Origin of the sequence: Streptacidiphilus monticola, from assembly GCF_042658505.1 — a bacterium.
Taxonomy (GTDB): domain Bacteria; phylum Actinomycetota; class Actinomycetes; order Streptomycetales; family Streptomycetaceae; genus Streptacidiphilus; species Streptacidiphilus monticola.
This window is the reverse complement of the sequence record NZ_JBHSQJ010000097.1, coordinates 1-15,103: the sequence shown is the minus strand read 5'-3', so window position 1 is coordinate 15,103 and position 15,103 is coordinate 1. Positions and strand designations below refer to the sequence as shown.

The following is a 15,103-nucleotide window of genomic DNA, read 5'->3' as shown; positions in this document are numbered from 1 at the left end:
CCGCCGCACTCGCCACGGGCCGCGCGGACCGCGGCGCCCCCGTCCTCGCGTCCTTCCTGACCGGCCTGCGCGCCGCGAACCGGGCCGGAGGCGGTTCCCGGTCCCGGGTCACCGTGCTGGGCCACAGCTACGGGTCGCTCACCGCCGCCCGGGCCGCCCCGCTGGAGCCGCCCGACGAGCTGGTGCTGGTCGGCTCCCCCGGCGTCGGCGCGAGCCGCGCAGCCGAGCTGGGGCTGCCCGCCGAGCACGTCTACGTCGGCCAGGACGAGCGGGACCCGGTGGCCAACGTGGCGTCAACTCCCCAGCAGGTGCTGCTTCCCGCCCTCGGCCCGGCCCTGGGCGCGGCCGCTCCGCTGCGCCTGCTGGGGCCCGGCCCCGGCAGCTGGTTCGGCGCGGACCCGGGCGGATCGGGGTTCGGCGCCCGCCGCATCCCGGCCGACAGCGGCCGCCAGGGCCTGGCCGCCCATTCGGCCTACTTCGAGCCGGACGGCCCCGCGCTCGACGCCGTCGCCCGGATCGTGCTCGGCGAGGGCGAGCAGGTCACGCGTCCGCCACACGAACTCCGAGCGCCTGGGCGAACGCCGGTGCCAGGTCAAGGAGCTGATGCCCCGTGATGGTGGAGCCGCGCAGCGCCTCCACCCCGCTCGCGAGGTCGATGCGCACGGCCTGACGCAGGTCCACGTCCCGCAGCCGGGCCTGGTCCAGGTGGACGGCGTCCAGGGTGGAGCCGGGGAAGGACACCTGCTGCAGCGCGGCCCCGCCGAAGTCGACCTCCTTGAGCACGCAGTCGACGAACCAGACCTCGGTGAGCTTCGCCCCGCGCAGGTTGACCGAGTCGAACTTGCAGTGGTGGAAGACCACCCGGCGCAGCCCGGCGCCCCACAGCTCGAGCCCGGCGAGCACACTCTGCCCGACCTCGGCGTCGAGCCAGGAGCTCTCGGCCGCGTCGCAGCCGACCAGGCGAACCCCCTGCAGCCAGACGTCGTTGAGCCGCGCCTGCCGCAGCCCCACGGAGGTGAGCGACACACCCGACAGCGCGGCCTCGATGAAGCGGGCCCCGCCGGCCTCGTCGCCTTCGAACGCCCCGCCGTCCAGGTGGACGCTGTCATAGGCGGCGTCCGGCTCCAGCCGCCTGCCCTGGAAGGGTTCCAGGTAGGCGGCATAGGACAGATCGGCGAGTTGGCGTGGCAGAGGTGCGGACGGCTTCGGCATGGTGCCACGCTATAGGTCCGGACGGGCCGGAACCCCCCTCCCGCACACGAGTGAACGGGTGCTGACATACCATCGAACAGCGCACTGTCCGAAGATCGGACCAGCGCAGGGGGTCAACTCGCAAGTGGCATGCCCGAAGTGTCCAATCTGTCGCTTTGGACTGATATATTCCTCTGCGAGTTGATGGATCACGGCTCGGGCGGCCTGTGGGCCCGTGCGGAAGGTCAAGGCCGGTACGGGGCCTCGCGATCACCGCACTGCCCCACAGGCGCGCCCGCCCTCGCCGGTGACTACCCTGGCCAGGGTGCGACGCAGGCCCCGAGTACCGAGCTCCCCCCTCCCCCAGCGGCAGGGGATCGACCCGGTGCACCTCCGGATCCCGGCCGAGCCGCAGACCGCCCCCGGCCTCACCCTCCGCGACTGGCTGCTGCGCCGACTGCCGACCGTCCCGCCCCGGATCATCGACTCGATGTTCGCCGCGGGCGAGTTCGTCGGCCCGGACGGGCACCGCCACGCCCCGGACCGGCCGGCCGTCCCGGGCCTGCACCTCTGGTTCCATCGGGAGCTCAAGCCGGAACCCGAGGTCCCGTTCCCGGTCACCGTGGTCCACCGCGACGAGCAGATCCTCGTCGTCGACAAGCCGCACTTCCTGGCGATGACTCCGCGCGGCAGCCACATCACGGAGACCGCCCTGGCCCGGCTCCGCCGCGACCTCGACCTGCCGCAGCTCTCCCCGGCCCACCGGCTGGACCGGCTCACGGCGGGCCTGGCCCTGTTCGTCGTCGACCCCGCGCTGCGCGGGGCGTACCAGAACCTGTTCCGCGACCGCCGGGTACGCAAGCGCTACGAGGCGGTGGCCCCCTACCGGCCGGACCTCGAACTCCCGTGCACGGTGCGCAGCCACATCATCAAGGAGCGCGGCGTCATCGCCGCGCGCGAGGTCCCCGGCCTGCCGCCCAACGCCGAGTCCAGCGTCGAACTCCTCGACCAGGCGGGCGGCTTGGCCCACTACCGGCTGACCCCGGCCACCGGGCGCACCCACCAACTCAGGCTCCACCTTTGCAGCTTGGGCATCCCGATCCGCAACGACCCGGTCTACCCGCTGCTACTGCCGCAGGCCGAGCACGACGACTGGTCGCGGCCCCTGCAACTGCTCGCAAGCGAGCTTGACTTCACCGACCCCGTGACGGGCGCCGAGCGCAGCTTCCGGACCGGGCTGAGGCTGCAGGCACTGGAAAACGGAGGCTAGCCTTCCGGTCCGGCCCGGTGGGATCCTGACCCCCAGAAGCGAGCCACCGGAGGCAACGATGGGTGTCTACGCCGAGAAGGTCGTCCCGCACGTGATCAACTTCGCCTGCGGCATGAAGGTCACCCGGCCCCACCGGGCCAGGGTCTGCGAGGACCTCACCGGCGAGGTCATCGAACTGGGCTTCGGCTCCGGCCACAACGTCCCGTACTACCCCGACACCGTCACCCGGGTCACCGCGATCGAGCCCTCGGACGTGGGCTGGCGGCTTTCCGAGCAGCGGCGCCGGCAGTCCCACGTCCCCATCGCCCGCGGCGGCCTGGACGGGCAGTCGCTGCCGTACCCGGACGGCAGCTTCGACAGCGCGCTGTCCACGTGGACGCTGTGCACCATCCCCGACCCCCACGCGGCGCTGCTGGAGCTGCGCCGGGTGCTCAAGCCGGGCGGCGAGTTCCACTTCCTGGAGCACGGGCTGGCCCCGGCGGGCGATGTGCGCATCCGCGCCTGGCAACACCGCCTGGAGCCGATGCAGATCCACCTCTTCGCCGGCTGCCACCTGACCCGCCCGGTCCAGGACATGCTCCGCGACGCCGGCTTCGAGATCCTCACGGTGGACGTGTTCTACGAGAAGGGCGCCCCCAAGGCCATGGGCGCGGACTCCTTGGGCATCGCCACGGCCCGTTAGGGCCCCGTCAGGGGCGCGAGGTACTGCGCGAGCAACCCACCACCCAGGGAGGTCCGACCCCATCTGCGGGACGAACCTCCGCGAGTGGTGGGCTCGTCGCGCAGTTCCTCGCGCCCCCAAAAGCCCCTGACGGGGCCCTAACGATGCCGCAACGCGGCCCTCGCGGCCCAGTAGCCGCACATCCCGTGGGCGCCCGCGCCCGGAGGGGTCGCCGCGGAGCAGAGGTAGACGCCCGGGATGCCGGTGGCATACGGGTCCAGGGCCGGCCGCGGCCGCGCCACGACCTGCACGGGGGTGTTCGCCCCCGTCGCGATGTCGCCGCCCACGAAGTTCGCGTTGAACCGCTCCAGCCCCGCCGGTCCGCAGGCCTGGGCCGTCAGTACCCGCTCCCGCGTCCCGGGCGCGAACCGCTCCAGCTGACGCAGCACCAGCTCGATGCCCTCCTCCTCGGTCCCCGCCCAACCGCCGGGAACGTGGGCGTAGGCCCACACCGGGTGGACGCCGCCCCAGGACCGGGTCTCGTCCGCCAGGTACTGCTGGGCGACCAGGACGAACGGCCGCTCCGGCAGCCGACCCGCCGTCACCTCGCGCTCCGCGTGGGCGACTTCGGCCAGCGTGCCGCCCACATGCACCGTTCCCGCCGTGCGGGCGGCCTCCGCCTGCCAGGGGATGCCGTCGGCCACCGCCAGGTCGACCTTGACCGCCGCCGGCCCGTGCCGCCAGCGCCGGTAGGCGCGGGCCACGCGCGGGGGCAGCCGGTCGCCGCAGACGTCGGCGGCGGCGCCGGGGGCGAGGTCGAGCATCACCACCTCGGCGGGGGGCAGCTCCGCAAGCGAGCGCACCCGGACGCCCGTCTCCACCCTCCCGCCGTGCGCGCGCAGCTCCGCCGCCAGCGCTCCGGCGATCGCGGCCGAGCCGCCCTTCGCCACCGGCCAGCCGTAGCGGTGCCCTGACGCGGCCAGCATCAGCCCCACTGCGGACGTCAGGGGCTGCTCCAGGGCCGTGAACGCATGCGCGGCGCAGCCCGCGAACAGCGCCCGCGCCTCCTCGCCCTGCCACAACCGGGCCAGCAGCGTGGCGGGCTGAAGGGCCATCAGGCCGAAGCGGGACAGCCGCAACGGGTGCCGGGGCACCCGCGTCAGCGGGCCGAGCACGTCGCCGCCCAACTCGTCGAAGCCGGTGGCCAGCGGACCGAAGACCCGGCGCCAGCGGCGCGCGTCGGTCGGCGTGAGGCTCTCCCCGGTGCGCCGCAGCGAGCGGCTGAGCACGGCGGCGCGCCCGCCCGGCAGCGGGTGGGCGAGGTCGATCTCGGGGTAGCGCCAGACCAGTCCGTGCCGCTCCAGGTCCAGCGAGCGCCAGTACGGCGACGCCGCGCCGAAGGGGTGCACGGCCGAGCAGTGGTCGTGCACCAGGCCCGGCAGGGTGTACTCGCCGGAGCGGGTGCCGCCACCGATCTCGTCGGCTGCTTCCAGCACGGTTACCGCGAGACCGGCCCGGGCCAGCGCCACGGCGGCGGTCAGACCGTTCGGACCGGACCCCACGACCACCGCGCTGCCGACGCCGCTTGCGCCCGCACTGCCTCGCCCCATGCCGTGATCCTCCCACCGCCGGGGCCGCTGCTCACGGCCGGGGGACGTTGCGCAGGTTCGACCGGGCCATCTGGACCATCCGCCCCACGCCGCCACCGACGACCAACTTGCTGGTGGAGAGGGCGAAACCGGTCACCTGCTCGGCCGTGATCTTCGGCGGCAGCGACAGCGCGTTCGGGTCGGTGACGACGTCCACCAGGGCGGGCCCCTTGTGCCTCAGGGCCTCCCGCAGCGCGCCGCGCAGGTCCTTCGGCTTCTCCACCCGGACACCGAAGGCCCCGGCGGCCCGGGCGATGGCCGCGTAGTCGGTGTGCTGGTAGCCGGTGGCGTAGGGCGGCAGGCCGGCGACCATCATCTCCAGATCGACCATGCTCAGCACCGAGTTGTCGAAGAGCACGACCTTGACTGGCAGTTCGTACTGGACCAGGGTCAGGAAGTCGCCCATCAGCATGGAGAAGCCGCCGTCCCCGGACATCGAGACGACCTGCCGCTTCCGGTCCAGGAACTGCGCGCCGATGGCCTGGGGCATGGCGTTGGCCATCGATCCGTGGGTGAAGGAGCCGATGACGCGCCGCCTGCCGTTCGGCGTGAGGTAGCGGGCGGCCCAGACGTTGCACATGCCGGTGTCGACGGTGAACACGGCGTCCTCGGCGGCCTCTTCGTCGAGCACCGCGGCGACGTACTCGGGGTGGATCGGCGTGTGCTTCTCGACGTTGCGGGTGTAGGCGCGCACCACGCCTTCGAGCGCGTCGGCGTGCTTGCGCAGCATGCGGTCCAGGAACCGCCGGTCGGTCTTCTCCTCGACCTGCGGCAGCAGGCAGCGCAGGGTCTCCCGGACGTCGCCCCAGACCGCCAGGTCGAGCCGGGAGCGCCGGCCGAGGTGCTCGGCGCGGACGTCCACCTGAACGATCTTCACATCGGTGGGCAGGAAGGCGTTGTAGGGGAAGTCGGTGCCCAGCAGGACCAGCAGGTCGCACTCGTGGGTGGCCTCGTAGGCGGCGCCGTAGCCCAGCAGGCCGCTCATCCCGACGTCGAAGGGGTTGTCGTACTGGATCCACTCCTTGCCGCGCAGGGCGTGCCCCACCGGGGACTTGACCTTCTCGGCGAGGGCCATCACCTCGTCGTGGGCGCCGGCAGTGCCGCTGCCGCAGAAGAGGGTGACCCGCTTCGCCTCGTTGACCAGCCGGGCGAACGCCGCCACCTCGTCGTCCCCCGGTCGGACGCTCGGCCGCCTCGTCGGCAGCGCCAACTCGGCTGCGCGCGCCGGGGATTCAAGCCCCGCGACGTCCCCCGGGAGGGAGACCACGGAGACGCCGGAGCGACCGACGGCGTGCTGGATCGCTGTCTGCACGACGCGGGGCATCTGGCCGGGCGAGGAGATCATCTCGGAGTAGTGGCTGCACTCGGCGAAGAGCCGGTCCGGGTGCGTCTCCTGGAAGTAGGCCGTGCCGATCTCGCTGGAGGGGATGTGCGCGGCGATGGCCAGCAGCGGGGCCATGCTGCGCTGGGCGTCGAAGAGCCCGTTGATCAGGTGCAGGTTGCCCGGCCCGCAGCTTCCCGCGCAGGCGGTCAGCTTGCCGGAGACCTGCGCCTCGGCGCCGGCGGCGAAGGCCGCGACCTCCTCGTGCCGGACCTGGACCCAGTCGATGCCCTTGTGCCTGCGCACGGCGTCCGTGATCGGGTTGAGGCTGTCTCCCACGACCCCGTACAGGCGGGTCACCCCCGCGCGGGTGAGGAGCTCGACGAACTGCTCGGCCACGGTCTGCTTCGCCATAAGCCCGAACCTAGGACCGCGGCCACGCCCCCGCGCGCCCGGTTGCCCCACCAGGGGGCCCGTCGGGCCCCTTCAGGGGCGCGGGGATCCGCCACCCTTCGGGCGGGAGGTGCCCCCCACCGCGACCAGCACACCACTCGCGGAGGTCCGGCCCCGTGCGGGACGAACCTCCCTTGGAGGTGGGCTGGTCGCGGTGGGGGCACCTCCCGCCCGAAGGGTGGGGGATCCCCGCGCCCCTGGAGGGGCCTTCGGCCCCTCAGCGGGGCCGGCGGCGGGTCAGGGTGTATCCCAGCACCGCGGCCGCAGCCGCGGCCGCGCCCGCGCCGGCCGTCCACCACCAGGGGGACCTGTCTGCTGACAGGGCGTCATCCGACGCCGCCGCGGCGACCGCCGAGGGGCCTGCGGCGGGCATCGCGACCGGGGCGACCGCGCCGCCCACCGGGCGGGCGTCGCCGTCCGACTCCAGCAGCGTCACCCGGGAGCTCATCGCCGCGCCGAGGTCCTGCTCGTTCGCCGCCGCGACGGTCAGCCGGGCGTAGTAGGTCCCCGGCAGGGGGTCGTCGGACCACGTCTCGGCATACGCCCGCACCCGCGGCAGCCGGCAGCTGAGCTCGACCTCCGCCGCGTTCTGACCGGCCGTCACCTCGGGCCTGCCGCTGACGCACTGCAGTTCGCGGCGCAGCCCGTCGTACAGGTCCAGCCGCCACTGCTGCGCGCCGTGGCGCGCGGAGGCGTCGGCGAGCGTGACCCCGACGTGCAGGGTGGCCTGCTGGCCCGCCTTCTGCGTGAAGGCCCAGTACTGGTAGTCGCCGGTCGAGCTGCCGACCTCCACCGACTGACCCGCCGTCAACTGCGCGGCGTTCAGGAACGAGGTGCCCGCGTCCGCGGTGACCACCGCCGAGCCCGACGCCGAGGGCTCCGGCGACGCGCTGTCCGCCCACGCCGGCGACGCCAGGACCGCAGCACCCACCGCAACCGCGGCCGCAGCCCCCGTACCGAGCATCCGTCCGAGCCTCATCACGGCTCCCTCCAGATCGCGACCCGGAACCGGGCCAGCCAGCCGATGAGCAGCCCGGCGACCAGGCCGAGGGCCGCAAGGACGCCGACGAGGACCCACCCGGTGCCGAGTCCCGAGGTGAACCCGCTCGGCGCGACCGCCGCCGGGACCAGGGCGACGCTCAGCTCCACCGGGAAGCCGGGCGTGGTGCGCACGCCCGCGTCCGCGCTGAACGCGTTGGCCACCGCGAGGCACACCGTGCCCGCGCCGCTGCCGTCGGTCCGCAGGCCGGTCGAGACCAGGTCGGACCGCCCGGTCCCGGCGCCGACGGACCGGGCCAGCTCGCGGCCGACCGTACTGGTGGCCCGCAGCGTCACGGCGTAGTTGGGGTGCACCTGCCGGTCCACCGCGAGCGAGACGGCGGCCCGCAGCTCCTGGCCGGCGGACACCTCGACCTTGTACCAGCGGGTCTCCTGGAATCCCTCGCGGTCGGTCCACACGCCCGGGGTGACCGTCGGCGCGTTCGTGCAGTCGGCGCTTCCGGTGGTGGCCGCGGGCGGGGCGAGCGGGTCCGCCTTCCGCTTCACCAGCTGGGTCAGACGCTTCGTCAGCTGGTCCTCGCTGGTGATCGCCGTGTACGTGCCGCCGGTGGCCTCGGCGATGCAGGTGAGCTGGCGGCGCACCTTGTCGTCCAGGGTCAGCCCGAGGGTGTCCACGGTCAGGTGGGTGCCCTCGGCCGCCAGGGCGCGGGCGACGTCACAGGGGTTGGGCGGGGCGCAGTCGTCCTCGCCGTCGGTGATCAGCACGATCCGGCGGGTGGCCGTGTCGTCTCCGCCCGCCTTGAGGTCGGCGGCCGCCTTGGTGAGGGCGAGCCCGATCGGGGTCCAGCCGGTGGGCCGCAGGGTCGCGACCGCGGTCTTGATCTCGGTGCGGTCGAGCGGTCCGACCGGGACGACCTGCTGGCTGTCCTTGCAGCCGCGTGCCTTGTCGCGGCCGGGGTAGGTGGCGCCCAGGGTGCGCAGGCCCACTTGGTCCTCGTCAGGGAGGGCGTCGACGACCTCCCCGAGGGCCCGCTGCGCGGCCGCGATGCGGGTCATCCCGCCGAGGTCGGCGGCGCGCATCGAGCCGCTCACATCGAGCACCAACTCGACGCGGGGCTGGGCCTGTTGAGGGAAGTCCGAGTTGCCGGCGGAACTGCCGTCGGCATGGGCGGCGGCCGGGACGCCGCCCACGAGCGCGAGGGCGGCGAGCAGGCTCGCCGTGCCCGCCGCCGCCTTTTTGAAGATCGTCACCGGCGGATCTTAGCGATCTTCAGATCATCTCCCGCTAGATAGATGCATCATGCAGTGATATACATGTATTATGAATCTATCTGGGGGGACCCCTGACAGCGAGGCCGCCTCGCAGGTCTCCGCAGCGCTCGTGCGCCTCACCCGCCGACTGCGCCGTGCGGACAGCAGCTCGCCCCTGTCGGCGAGCGCCGCCACGGCCCTGGGCACCCTGGAACGCTCCGGGCCGCTGCGCCTGACCGCGCTCGCCCGCGCCGAGCACATCAGCCAGCCTGCGATGACGCAGCTGGTGGGCCGACTGCAGCGCGCTGGGCTGGTCGAGCGGACGCCCGACCCGGCCGACCGCCGCGTGGTCCGAGTCGGCATCACCGAAGCGGGACTGGTCGCGCTCGCCGACCGCCGCGCCGAGTTCGCCGAGCGGCTCACCGAACTCCAGCGGCTGCTCACCCCCGGGCACCGCGCGGCCCTCGCCGCGGCGGCCCCCGCCCTGCTCGCACTCAGCAGTCTGGATCTCCCCGAAACCGTCACCCCCTCTCCCGGAGAACTCCTCTGATGCACAGTCACGCCACCGGCGCTGACGCCGGCAGTCCGTTCAAGCAGCCGCGCGCCGTCTTCGCGGTCGCGTTCGCCTGCGTGGTCTCCTTCATGGGCATCGGCCTGGTGGACCCGATCCTCCCGGCGATCTCCAGCGAGCTGCACGCCTCCCCCAGCCAGGTCACCATGCTGTTCACCAGCTACCTGGTGGTCACCGCGGTCGCCATGCTGATCACCGGGTGGGTCTCCAGCCGCATCGGCGCCAAGAAGACGCTGATCGTCGGCCTGGCCCTGATCGTCGTCTTCGCCTTCCTGGCCGGCACGTCCGACTCCATCAGCGGCATCGTCGACTTCCGGGCTGGCTGGGGCGTCGGCAACGCGCTCTTCATCGCGACCTCACTGGCCGTCATCATCGCGTCGGCGACCGGCGGTTTCGCGGGCGCGATCATTCTCTACGAGGCCGCGCTCGGCCTCGGCATCGCCGTCGGCCCGCTGCTGGGCGGCGTGCTCGGCAGCATCAGCTGGCGCGGGCCGTTCTTCGGGGTCGCGGGGCTGATGGCCATCGCCCTGCTCGCCACCGTGTTCCTGGTCAAGCCGCTGCCGCTGCCGGAACGGAAGACCGGCCTGCTGGAGCCGGTCAAGGCGCTGCGGCACCGCGGACTGCTCACCATGTCCCTGGCCGCGCTCTGCTACAACTGGGCCTTCTTCACGATGCTGGGCTACGCGCCCTTCCCGATGCACCTGGGCGCCATCCAGCTCGGCTGGGTCTTCACGGGCTGGGGCGTGCTGGTCGCCGTGTTCGCCGTCTTCGGCGCGCCGCGGATCCAGGGGCGCCTCGGCATCGCCCGCACCCTGTACCTCAACCTCTTCGTGTTCGCGCTGATCATCGCGGGCATCGGGCTGTGGACCGACCACCAGGCGGCGCTGATCGCCCTGGTGATCGCCGCCGGCATCCCGATCGGCATCAACAACACGGTGACGACCGCGGCCGTGATGAGCGTGGCCCCCGTCGAGCGGCCGGTCGCGTCGGCGGCCTACGGCTTCGTCCGCTTCATCGGCGGCGGCCTCGCCCCCTACGCGGCGGGCAAGCTGGTCGAGCACTACAACATCCATGTCCCGTTCTACATCGGCTCGGTGGCGCTGCTCGTCGGGATCGCGATCCTGTCGACCGGCCACGGGCTGCTGGCCCAGGCGGAGCAGGCGCAGGCCGCCCCGGCGGTGACCTCCGCGACGGAGGCCGAAGAACTGGAGGTCGGCTCCGCGAGCTGACCAGGCCCGGGCGCCCCGCGCCCCACGAACCCGCGCCCCCGCCGACTCGTCCCCGGCGGGGGCGTCGGCATGTGCGGGGGCCCCGGCACCTGGCTGCCCGGTGGCGCGGGGCCATCCCCCATGTCTTGACAGCGAACTGACGAAGCGCCAGCATCTCGGTGCGGGCAGTTAGGAAACCTTCCTAACGCCAAATCCCCCACTGGCGCACCTTTCTGAAGGGCTGTCACCATCATGGGCAAGTCCGTACGTTTCGCCGCAACCGCGGCCGCGGCCACCCTGCTGCCGCTCGGTGCCGTCGCCGCCTCGGAGCCGGCACAGGCGGCGACCACCTTCCCCAGCCACTACTCCGCCCCCTACCTCGAACTGCAGAGCGGCTCGGTCGGCGACCTGGCCGCGGACCGGACCGCGAGCGGCACGAAGTACTCCACGCTCGCCTTCCTGATCCCGAAGTCCGGCTGCACCGCCGAGTGGGAGTACAACGGCGACTCCGTGGGCGCCTTCACGTCGCAGATCAACGCCCTCAAGGCCGCCGGCGGGGACGTCATCCTCTCCTTCGGCGGAGCGGAGGGCGGCGAGCTCGCCCAGACCTGCACCTCGGTCAGCAGCCTGACCGCCGCCTACAAGAAGATCGCCACGACCTACGGGGTGACCCGGCTCGACTTCGACATCGAGGGCAGCACGCTCGACGACACCACGGCCAACTCCCGCCGCGACCAGGCGCTGGCGGCCCTGCAGCAGGCCAACCCGTCGATCACCGTCGACTTCACCCTGCCGGTCGATCCGGGCGGCCTGCCCGGCAACGCGCTCAAGCTGCTCAAGGACGCGAAGAGCAAGGGCGTCAAGGTCAACCTGGTCAACATCATGACGATGGACTTCGGCGACGGCGAGAAGGCGCTGGCCGACGCGGAGTCGGCGGCGAACGGCACCGAGAAGCAGCTGGCGAGCCTGTACGGGGTGTCCGCGTCCTCGGCCTGGCACACCCTCGGCCTGACGCCGATCGCCGGCCAGAACGACGACAACGAGAACTTCACCCAGTCCAACGCCAAGACCCTGGAGTCCTTCGCCGCGAGCAAGGGCGTGCAGGAGCTGGCCTTCTGGGAGGTGCACAGCTACGACAAGAAGACCGGCTGGGCCTACTCCAAGATCTTCAACAGGATCACCGGCTGAGGCTTGAGAGACTGAAGGGGTGACCACCAGCAGTGAGAGCCCCTTCCGGGACCGCGCGGCCGACCGCGACGCCGCGCCCCAGTACGTCCTTCCGCTCGTCGCGAGGATCGAGCGGGCCGAGCCTCCGTCGCACACCGACGCGCTGGAGACGGCGGCCCGCGCGGTCCTCGCCCTGCTCGCCGACCCCCGGGTGACCGAGCCGGACGGCGAATGGCACGAGGCGGTCAGGGCCTGGGAGGACGCCCGGATCCGCAAGGTCGTGCGCCGCGCGCGCGGCGCGGAGTGGCGCCGCGCGGAGGCCCTCCCCGGCCTGACCGTGACGGGCAAGGCGGCCGAGGTCCGCGTCTTCCCGCCGATCCCGCTGGACGGCTGGCCGAAGGACCTGGCCCGACTGCAGGTCTCCGGAACGGAGCTGACGGACCCTCAGCCGCCCGAGGAGCCGGCGGCGGGCCTGCCGGTGCTGTGGCTCAACCCCGAACTGCGGATGTCGACGGGGAAGGCGATGGCGCAGGTGGGGCATGGCGCGCAGCTCGCGTGGTGGACGCTGGCCCCGGTGGCCCGAGCTGCCTGGCGCGACGAGGGCTTCGCCCTCGCGGTGCGAGAGGCAGCTCCCGAGCGGTGGGCCGACCTGCTCACCCGCGACCTGCCGGTCGTCCGCGACGCGGGCTTCACCGAGATCGCCCCGGGCAGCTGCACCGTCATCGCCGACCTCAACCCCCGCTAGGGGCCCTGCCAGGGGGGCCTTCAGGGGCCCGCCACGGCCTTCAGGGGCGCGAGGAACTGCGCGAGCAACCAACCACCCGGGGAGGTTCGACCCCATGGAGCGGGCCGGGACCTCCCCGGGTGGTGTGTTGCTCGCGCTGGGGGCACCTCCCGCCCGAAGGGTGGGGATCCTCGCGCCCGTGAAGGCCCCTGAAGGCCCCCTGGCGGGGCCCCGAAGGGTCAGCTCGGGACGTTCTCCCTCGGGGTCAGCGGGGCTTTCACGCCCTCGCCCGCTTCGCGGGCGAGGCGGGAGGGCCACCACAGCCGGTTGCCGATGTCCATGGCCAGCGCGGTCACCAGGACCGACCGGACCACGAAGGTGTCGAGCAGGACGCCGAGGCAGACCGCGAAGCCGATCTCCGCGAAGCCGACCACCGGCAGCGTGCCGAGGACACCGAAGGTGCTCGCGAGGATCAGGCCTGCCGAGGTGATCACGCCGCCGGTCGCCGCCAGGCCGGCCAGCGCGCCCGTCTTGGTGCCGCGGTGGACCGCCTCCTCCCGCACCCGGGTCATCAGGAAGATGTTGTAGTCGATGCCCAGGGCCACCAGGAAGACGAAGACGAACAGCGGGAACGAGCTGTCCGCGCCCTCGAAGTGGAACAGGTGGTTGAACGCGAGCGAGCTGATGCCCAGCGCCGACGCGAAGGAGAGCACCACGGTCGCGATGAGGACCAGGGGCGCGACCACCGCTCGCAGCAGCAGGCCCAGGATCAGCAGCACCACGGCGAGGACGATCGGGATGATCACCTTGTCGTCGTGCGCGGACGCCCGCTCGGTGTCGAGCATGACCGCGGTGTTGCCGCCGACCCGGGCGTCCGCGCCGGGCACCGCGTGCGTCGCGGCGCGGGCGCGGTCGACGGTGTCCTTGGCGTCCTGACTGTCCGGCGAGGACTTCACCACCGCCGTGATGTAGGCGAGTTGGCCCTTCACCACCGGCTGGTTGACCTGCGCGACACCCGGCACCTCGCCCAGCTTGGCCGCGACCTGCGCCGCCGGTCCCGCGTTGGAGATGACGATGACGGGGGCGCCCTGGCCACCGGGGAAGTGCTCGGTGAGGACGGTCTGGCCGACGACGGAGTCGGGCTTGCCGGTGAACGCGCCGGCCGTGGACAGGCCGTCCGCCTTCAGGCCGAGCAGGCCCAGCGCGAAGGCGCCGAGGACCAGCGTGGTGGTGATCCAGACCGTCCGCGGACGACCCCCGATGCGGCCGCCGATACGGGCCCAGATGCCGCTCTCGGTCGGCTCGGGCGTGCCGTAGGCGGGCTTGACCGGCCAGAAGATCCAGCGGCCGGTGATCACCAGCAGCGCGGGCAGCAGCGTCAGCATCGCGGTCAGCGCGACGACCACGCCGATCGCGAGCACCGGGCCGAGGCCGGCGGTCGAGTTCATCTCGGCGAACAGCAGGCAGAGCATGGAGACGGCCACGGTCGCGGCGCTGGCGAAGACGGCCGGTCCGGCCCGGTGCAGGGCCTCCGCCATGGCCTCGTGCCGGTCCTGATGGCGCCTCAACTCCTCGCGGTAGCGGGCGACCAGCAGCAGCGCGTAGTCGGTGCCGGCGCCGATCACCAGCACCAGCAGGATGCCCGCGCTCTGCGCGTTGACCGTGAGCCCGGCATGGTCCGCCAGCAGGTAGATGACGGCCTGCGCGACGGTGAGCGCGACACCCGAGGCGACCAGCGGCAGCAGCCACAGCACGGGGCTGCGGTAGGTCAGCAGCAGCAGGATGATCACGACGGCGAGGGTCGAGTACAGCAGGGTTCCGTCGATGCCGGAGAACGCCTTGCTCTGGTCCGCGCCGATGCCGCCGGGACCGGTGACGTGGGCGCTCAGGCCCGGGTCGCCGGTGGTCGCGGTGGACCGGATCTTGTCGACGGCGGGGCCGAGGTTGTTCCAGCCGCCCTTGGCCGTGTCGATGGGAACGGTGGTGACCAGCGCCTTGCCGTCCTGGCTCGGCGCCGGACCGGTGATCGTGCCCTGCACGTGCGGGGCCGAGGCGAAGCTCTTGGCGTCCGCCGCGGCCTTCGCCTGGTCGGCGGCGGTGATGCCGCTGTCGCGGGTGTAGACGACGACGGCGGTGGCGGACTGGGTGGAGCTGAACTGGTCCTGCAGCTTGAGGACCTTGGTGGACTCCGCGCTGCCGGGCAGCCAGCTCTGCGCCTGGTTGTCCTCCGCCCCGGTCAGCTTGCCCGCGAGGGGACCGAGCGCCACCAGCAGCAGGATCCAGGCGACCAGCACGACCCACTTGCTGCGACGCCCACTTGGTATGGCGGCCAACCGCCGACCGAGGTTCATTTGACTGCATCCCCCAACTAAACGCGATACATCGCGACTGTTTTCGCTCATCATGGAGCCCGCGCGGGCTTCCGTCAACTTCGGCCGGGTGAACACCGAGGGGCGCGGGGCAGAGCGCCACTCGCACCCTGCCCCGCGCCCCTAAAGGTGCGCCTAACGCTGCTCCCGCCCGGGCTACCCCTTGGCCGCCTCCGCCAGCGCCTCGACCAGCAGCGCGGACGAGGACGCGCCCGGGTCCTCGTGGCCGACGCTGCGTGCGCCGAGGTAGGAGGCGCGGCCCTTGCGGG

General features: G+C 72.9%; 14 protein-coding genes. 7 read left to right on the top strand and 7 right to left on the bottom strand.

Going from position 1 to position 15,103, the window contains the following annotated elements:
- The coding region (locus tag ACFP3V_RS22520) for an alpha/beta hydrolase (protein ID WP_380586323.1) at positions 1-614 on the top strand (614 nt) is incomplete at its 5' end.
- On the opposite strand, the gene ACFP3V_RS22515 is transcribed toward ACFP3V_RS22520, so the two are convergent.
- Positions 541-1,212, bottom strand: coding sequence for a pentapeptide repeat-containing protein (locus ACFP3V_RS22515; RefSeq protein ID WP_380586320.1), 672 nt, complete (start codon positions 1,210-1,212; stop codon positions 541-543). The two genes, ACFP3V_RS22520 and ACFP3V_RS22515, sit on opposite strands and share 74 nt — an antisense overlap.
- A 304-nt stretch (positions 1,213-1,516) precedes the next feature.
- Here ACFP3V_RS22515 and ACFP3V_RS22510 point away from each other — a divergent pair, with 304 nt between their 5' ends.
- Both ACFP3V_RS22510 and ACFP3V_RS22505 read left to right on the top strand, forming a co-directional pair.
- Positions 1,517-2,461: a pseudouridine synthase gene (locus ACFP3V_RS22510; RefSeq protein WP_380586317.1), complete on the top strand. Its 945-nt coding sequence runs from the start codon at positions 1,517-1,519 to the stop codon at positions 2,459-2,461.
- A 58-nt stretch (positions 2,462-2,519) separates the two neighbouring features.
- Positions 2,520-3,143 (top strand): class I SAM-dependent methyltransferase, encoded by a 624-nt coding sequence (locus ACFP3V_RS22505; RefSeq protein ID WP_380586314.1) that lies wholly within the window; start codon positions 2,520-2,522, stop codon positions 3,141-3,143.
- Positions 3,144-3,280: 137 nt separating this feature from the next.
- On the opposite strand, the gene ACFP3V_RS22500 is transcribed toward ACFP3V_RS22505, so the two are convergent.
- The 4 genes from ACFP3V_RS22500 to ACFP3V_RS22485 all read right to left on the bottom strand — a co-directional run bounded on the left by ACFP3V_RS22500 (position 3,281) and on the right by ACFP3V_RS22485 (position 8,795).
- The gene (locus ACFP3V_RS22500; RefSeq protein WP_380586311.1) at positions 3,281-4,732 is read right to left on the bottom strand and encodes a phytoene desaturase family protein; all 1,452 of its coding nucleotides are present in this window, start codon (positions 4,730-4,732) and stop codon (positions 3,281-3,283) included.
- Positions 4,733-4,763: 31 nt separating this feature from the next.
- Positions 4,764-6,506, bottom strand: coding sequence for a pyruvate dehydrogenase (locus tag ACFP3V_RS22495; protein WP_380586308.1), 1,743 nt, complete (start codon positions 6,504-6,506; stop codon positions 4,764-4,766).
- 256 nt (positions 6,507-6,762) lie between these two features.
- Positions 6,763-7,524 carry a hypothetical protein gene (locus ACFP3V_RS22490; protein WP_380586305.1) on the bottom strand — a complete coding sequence of 254 codons (762 nt, stop codon included), beginning with the start codon at positions 7,522-7,524 and terminating at the stop codon, positions 6,763-6,765.
- Positions 7,524-8,795: a VWA domain-containing protein gene (locus ACFP3V_RS22485; RefSeq protein ID WP_380586302.1), complete on the bottom strand. Its 1,272-nt coding sequence runs from the start codon at positions 8,793-8,795 to the stop codon at positions 7,524-7,526. Before ACFP3V_RS22485 ends, ACFP3V_RS22490 begins: the two co-directional genes overlap by 1 nt.
- A gap of 70 nt (positions 8,796-8,865) precedes the next feature.
- On the opposite strand from ACFP3V_RS22485, the gene ACFP3V_RS22480 reads away from it, so the two are divergent.
- The 4 genes from ACFP3V_RS22480 to ACFP3V_RS22465 all read left to right on the top strand — a co-directional run bounded on the left by ACFP3V_RS22480 (position 8,866) and on the right by ACFP3V_RS22465 (position 12,486).
- Positions 8,866-9,345 (top strand): MarR family winged helix-turn-helix transcriptional regulator, encoded by a 480-nt coding sequence (locus ACFP3V_RS22480; protein WP_380586299.1) that lies wholly within the window; start codon positions 8,866-8,868, stop codon positions 9,343-9,345.
- Positions 9,345-10,595 carry an MFS transporter gene (locus ACFP3V_RS22475; protein WP_380586296.1) on the top strand — a complete coding sequence of 417 codons (1,251 nt, stop codon included), beginning with the start codon at positions 9,345-9,347 and terminating at the stop codon, positions 10,593-10,595. The genes ACFP3V_RS22480 and ACFP3V_RS22475 overlap by 1 nt, the downstream gene beginning before the upstream one ends.
- A gap of 231 nt (positions 10,596-10,826) precedes the next feature.
- The gene (locus ACFP3V_RS22470; RefSeq protein ID WP_380586293.1) at positions 10,827-11,762 is read left to right on the top strand and encodes a chitinase; all 936 of its coding nucleotides are present in this window, start codon (positions 10,827-10,829) and stop codon (positions 11,760-11,762) included.
- Positions 11,763-11,781: 19 nt separating this feature from the next.
- Positions 11,782-12,486 carry a peptidyl-tRNA hydrolase gene (locus tag ACFP3V_RS22465; protein ID WP_380586290.1) on the top strand — a complete coding sequence of 235 codons (705 nt, stop codon included), beginning with the start codon at positions 11,782-11,784 and terminating at the stop codon, positions 12,484-12,486.
- 218 nt (positions 12,487-12,704) lie between these two features.
- Here ACFP3V_RS22465 and ACFP3V_RS22460 read toward each other — a convergent pair whose 3' ends face one another.
- Both ACFP3V_RS22460 and ACFP3V_RS22455 read right to left on the bottom strand, forming a co-directional pair.
- The gene (locus ACFP3V_RS22460) at positions 12,705-14,816 is read right to left on the bottom strand and encodes an MMPL family transporter (protein ID WP_380586287.1); all 2,112 of its coding nucleotides are present in this window, start codon (positions 14,814-14,816) and stop codon (positions 12,705-12,707) included.
- 174 nt (positions 14,817-14,990) lie between these two features.
- Positions 14,991-15,103, bottom strand: a 113-nt coding sequence (locus ACFP3V_RS22455; RefSeq protein ID WP_380586368.1) for a DAK2 domain-containing protein, incomplete at its 5' end; no start/stop codon positions are given.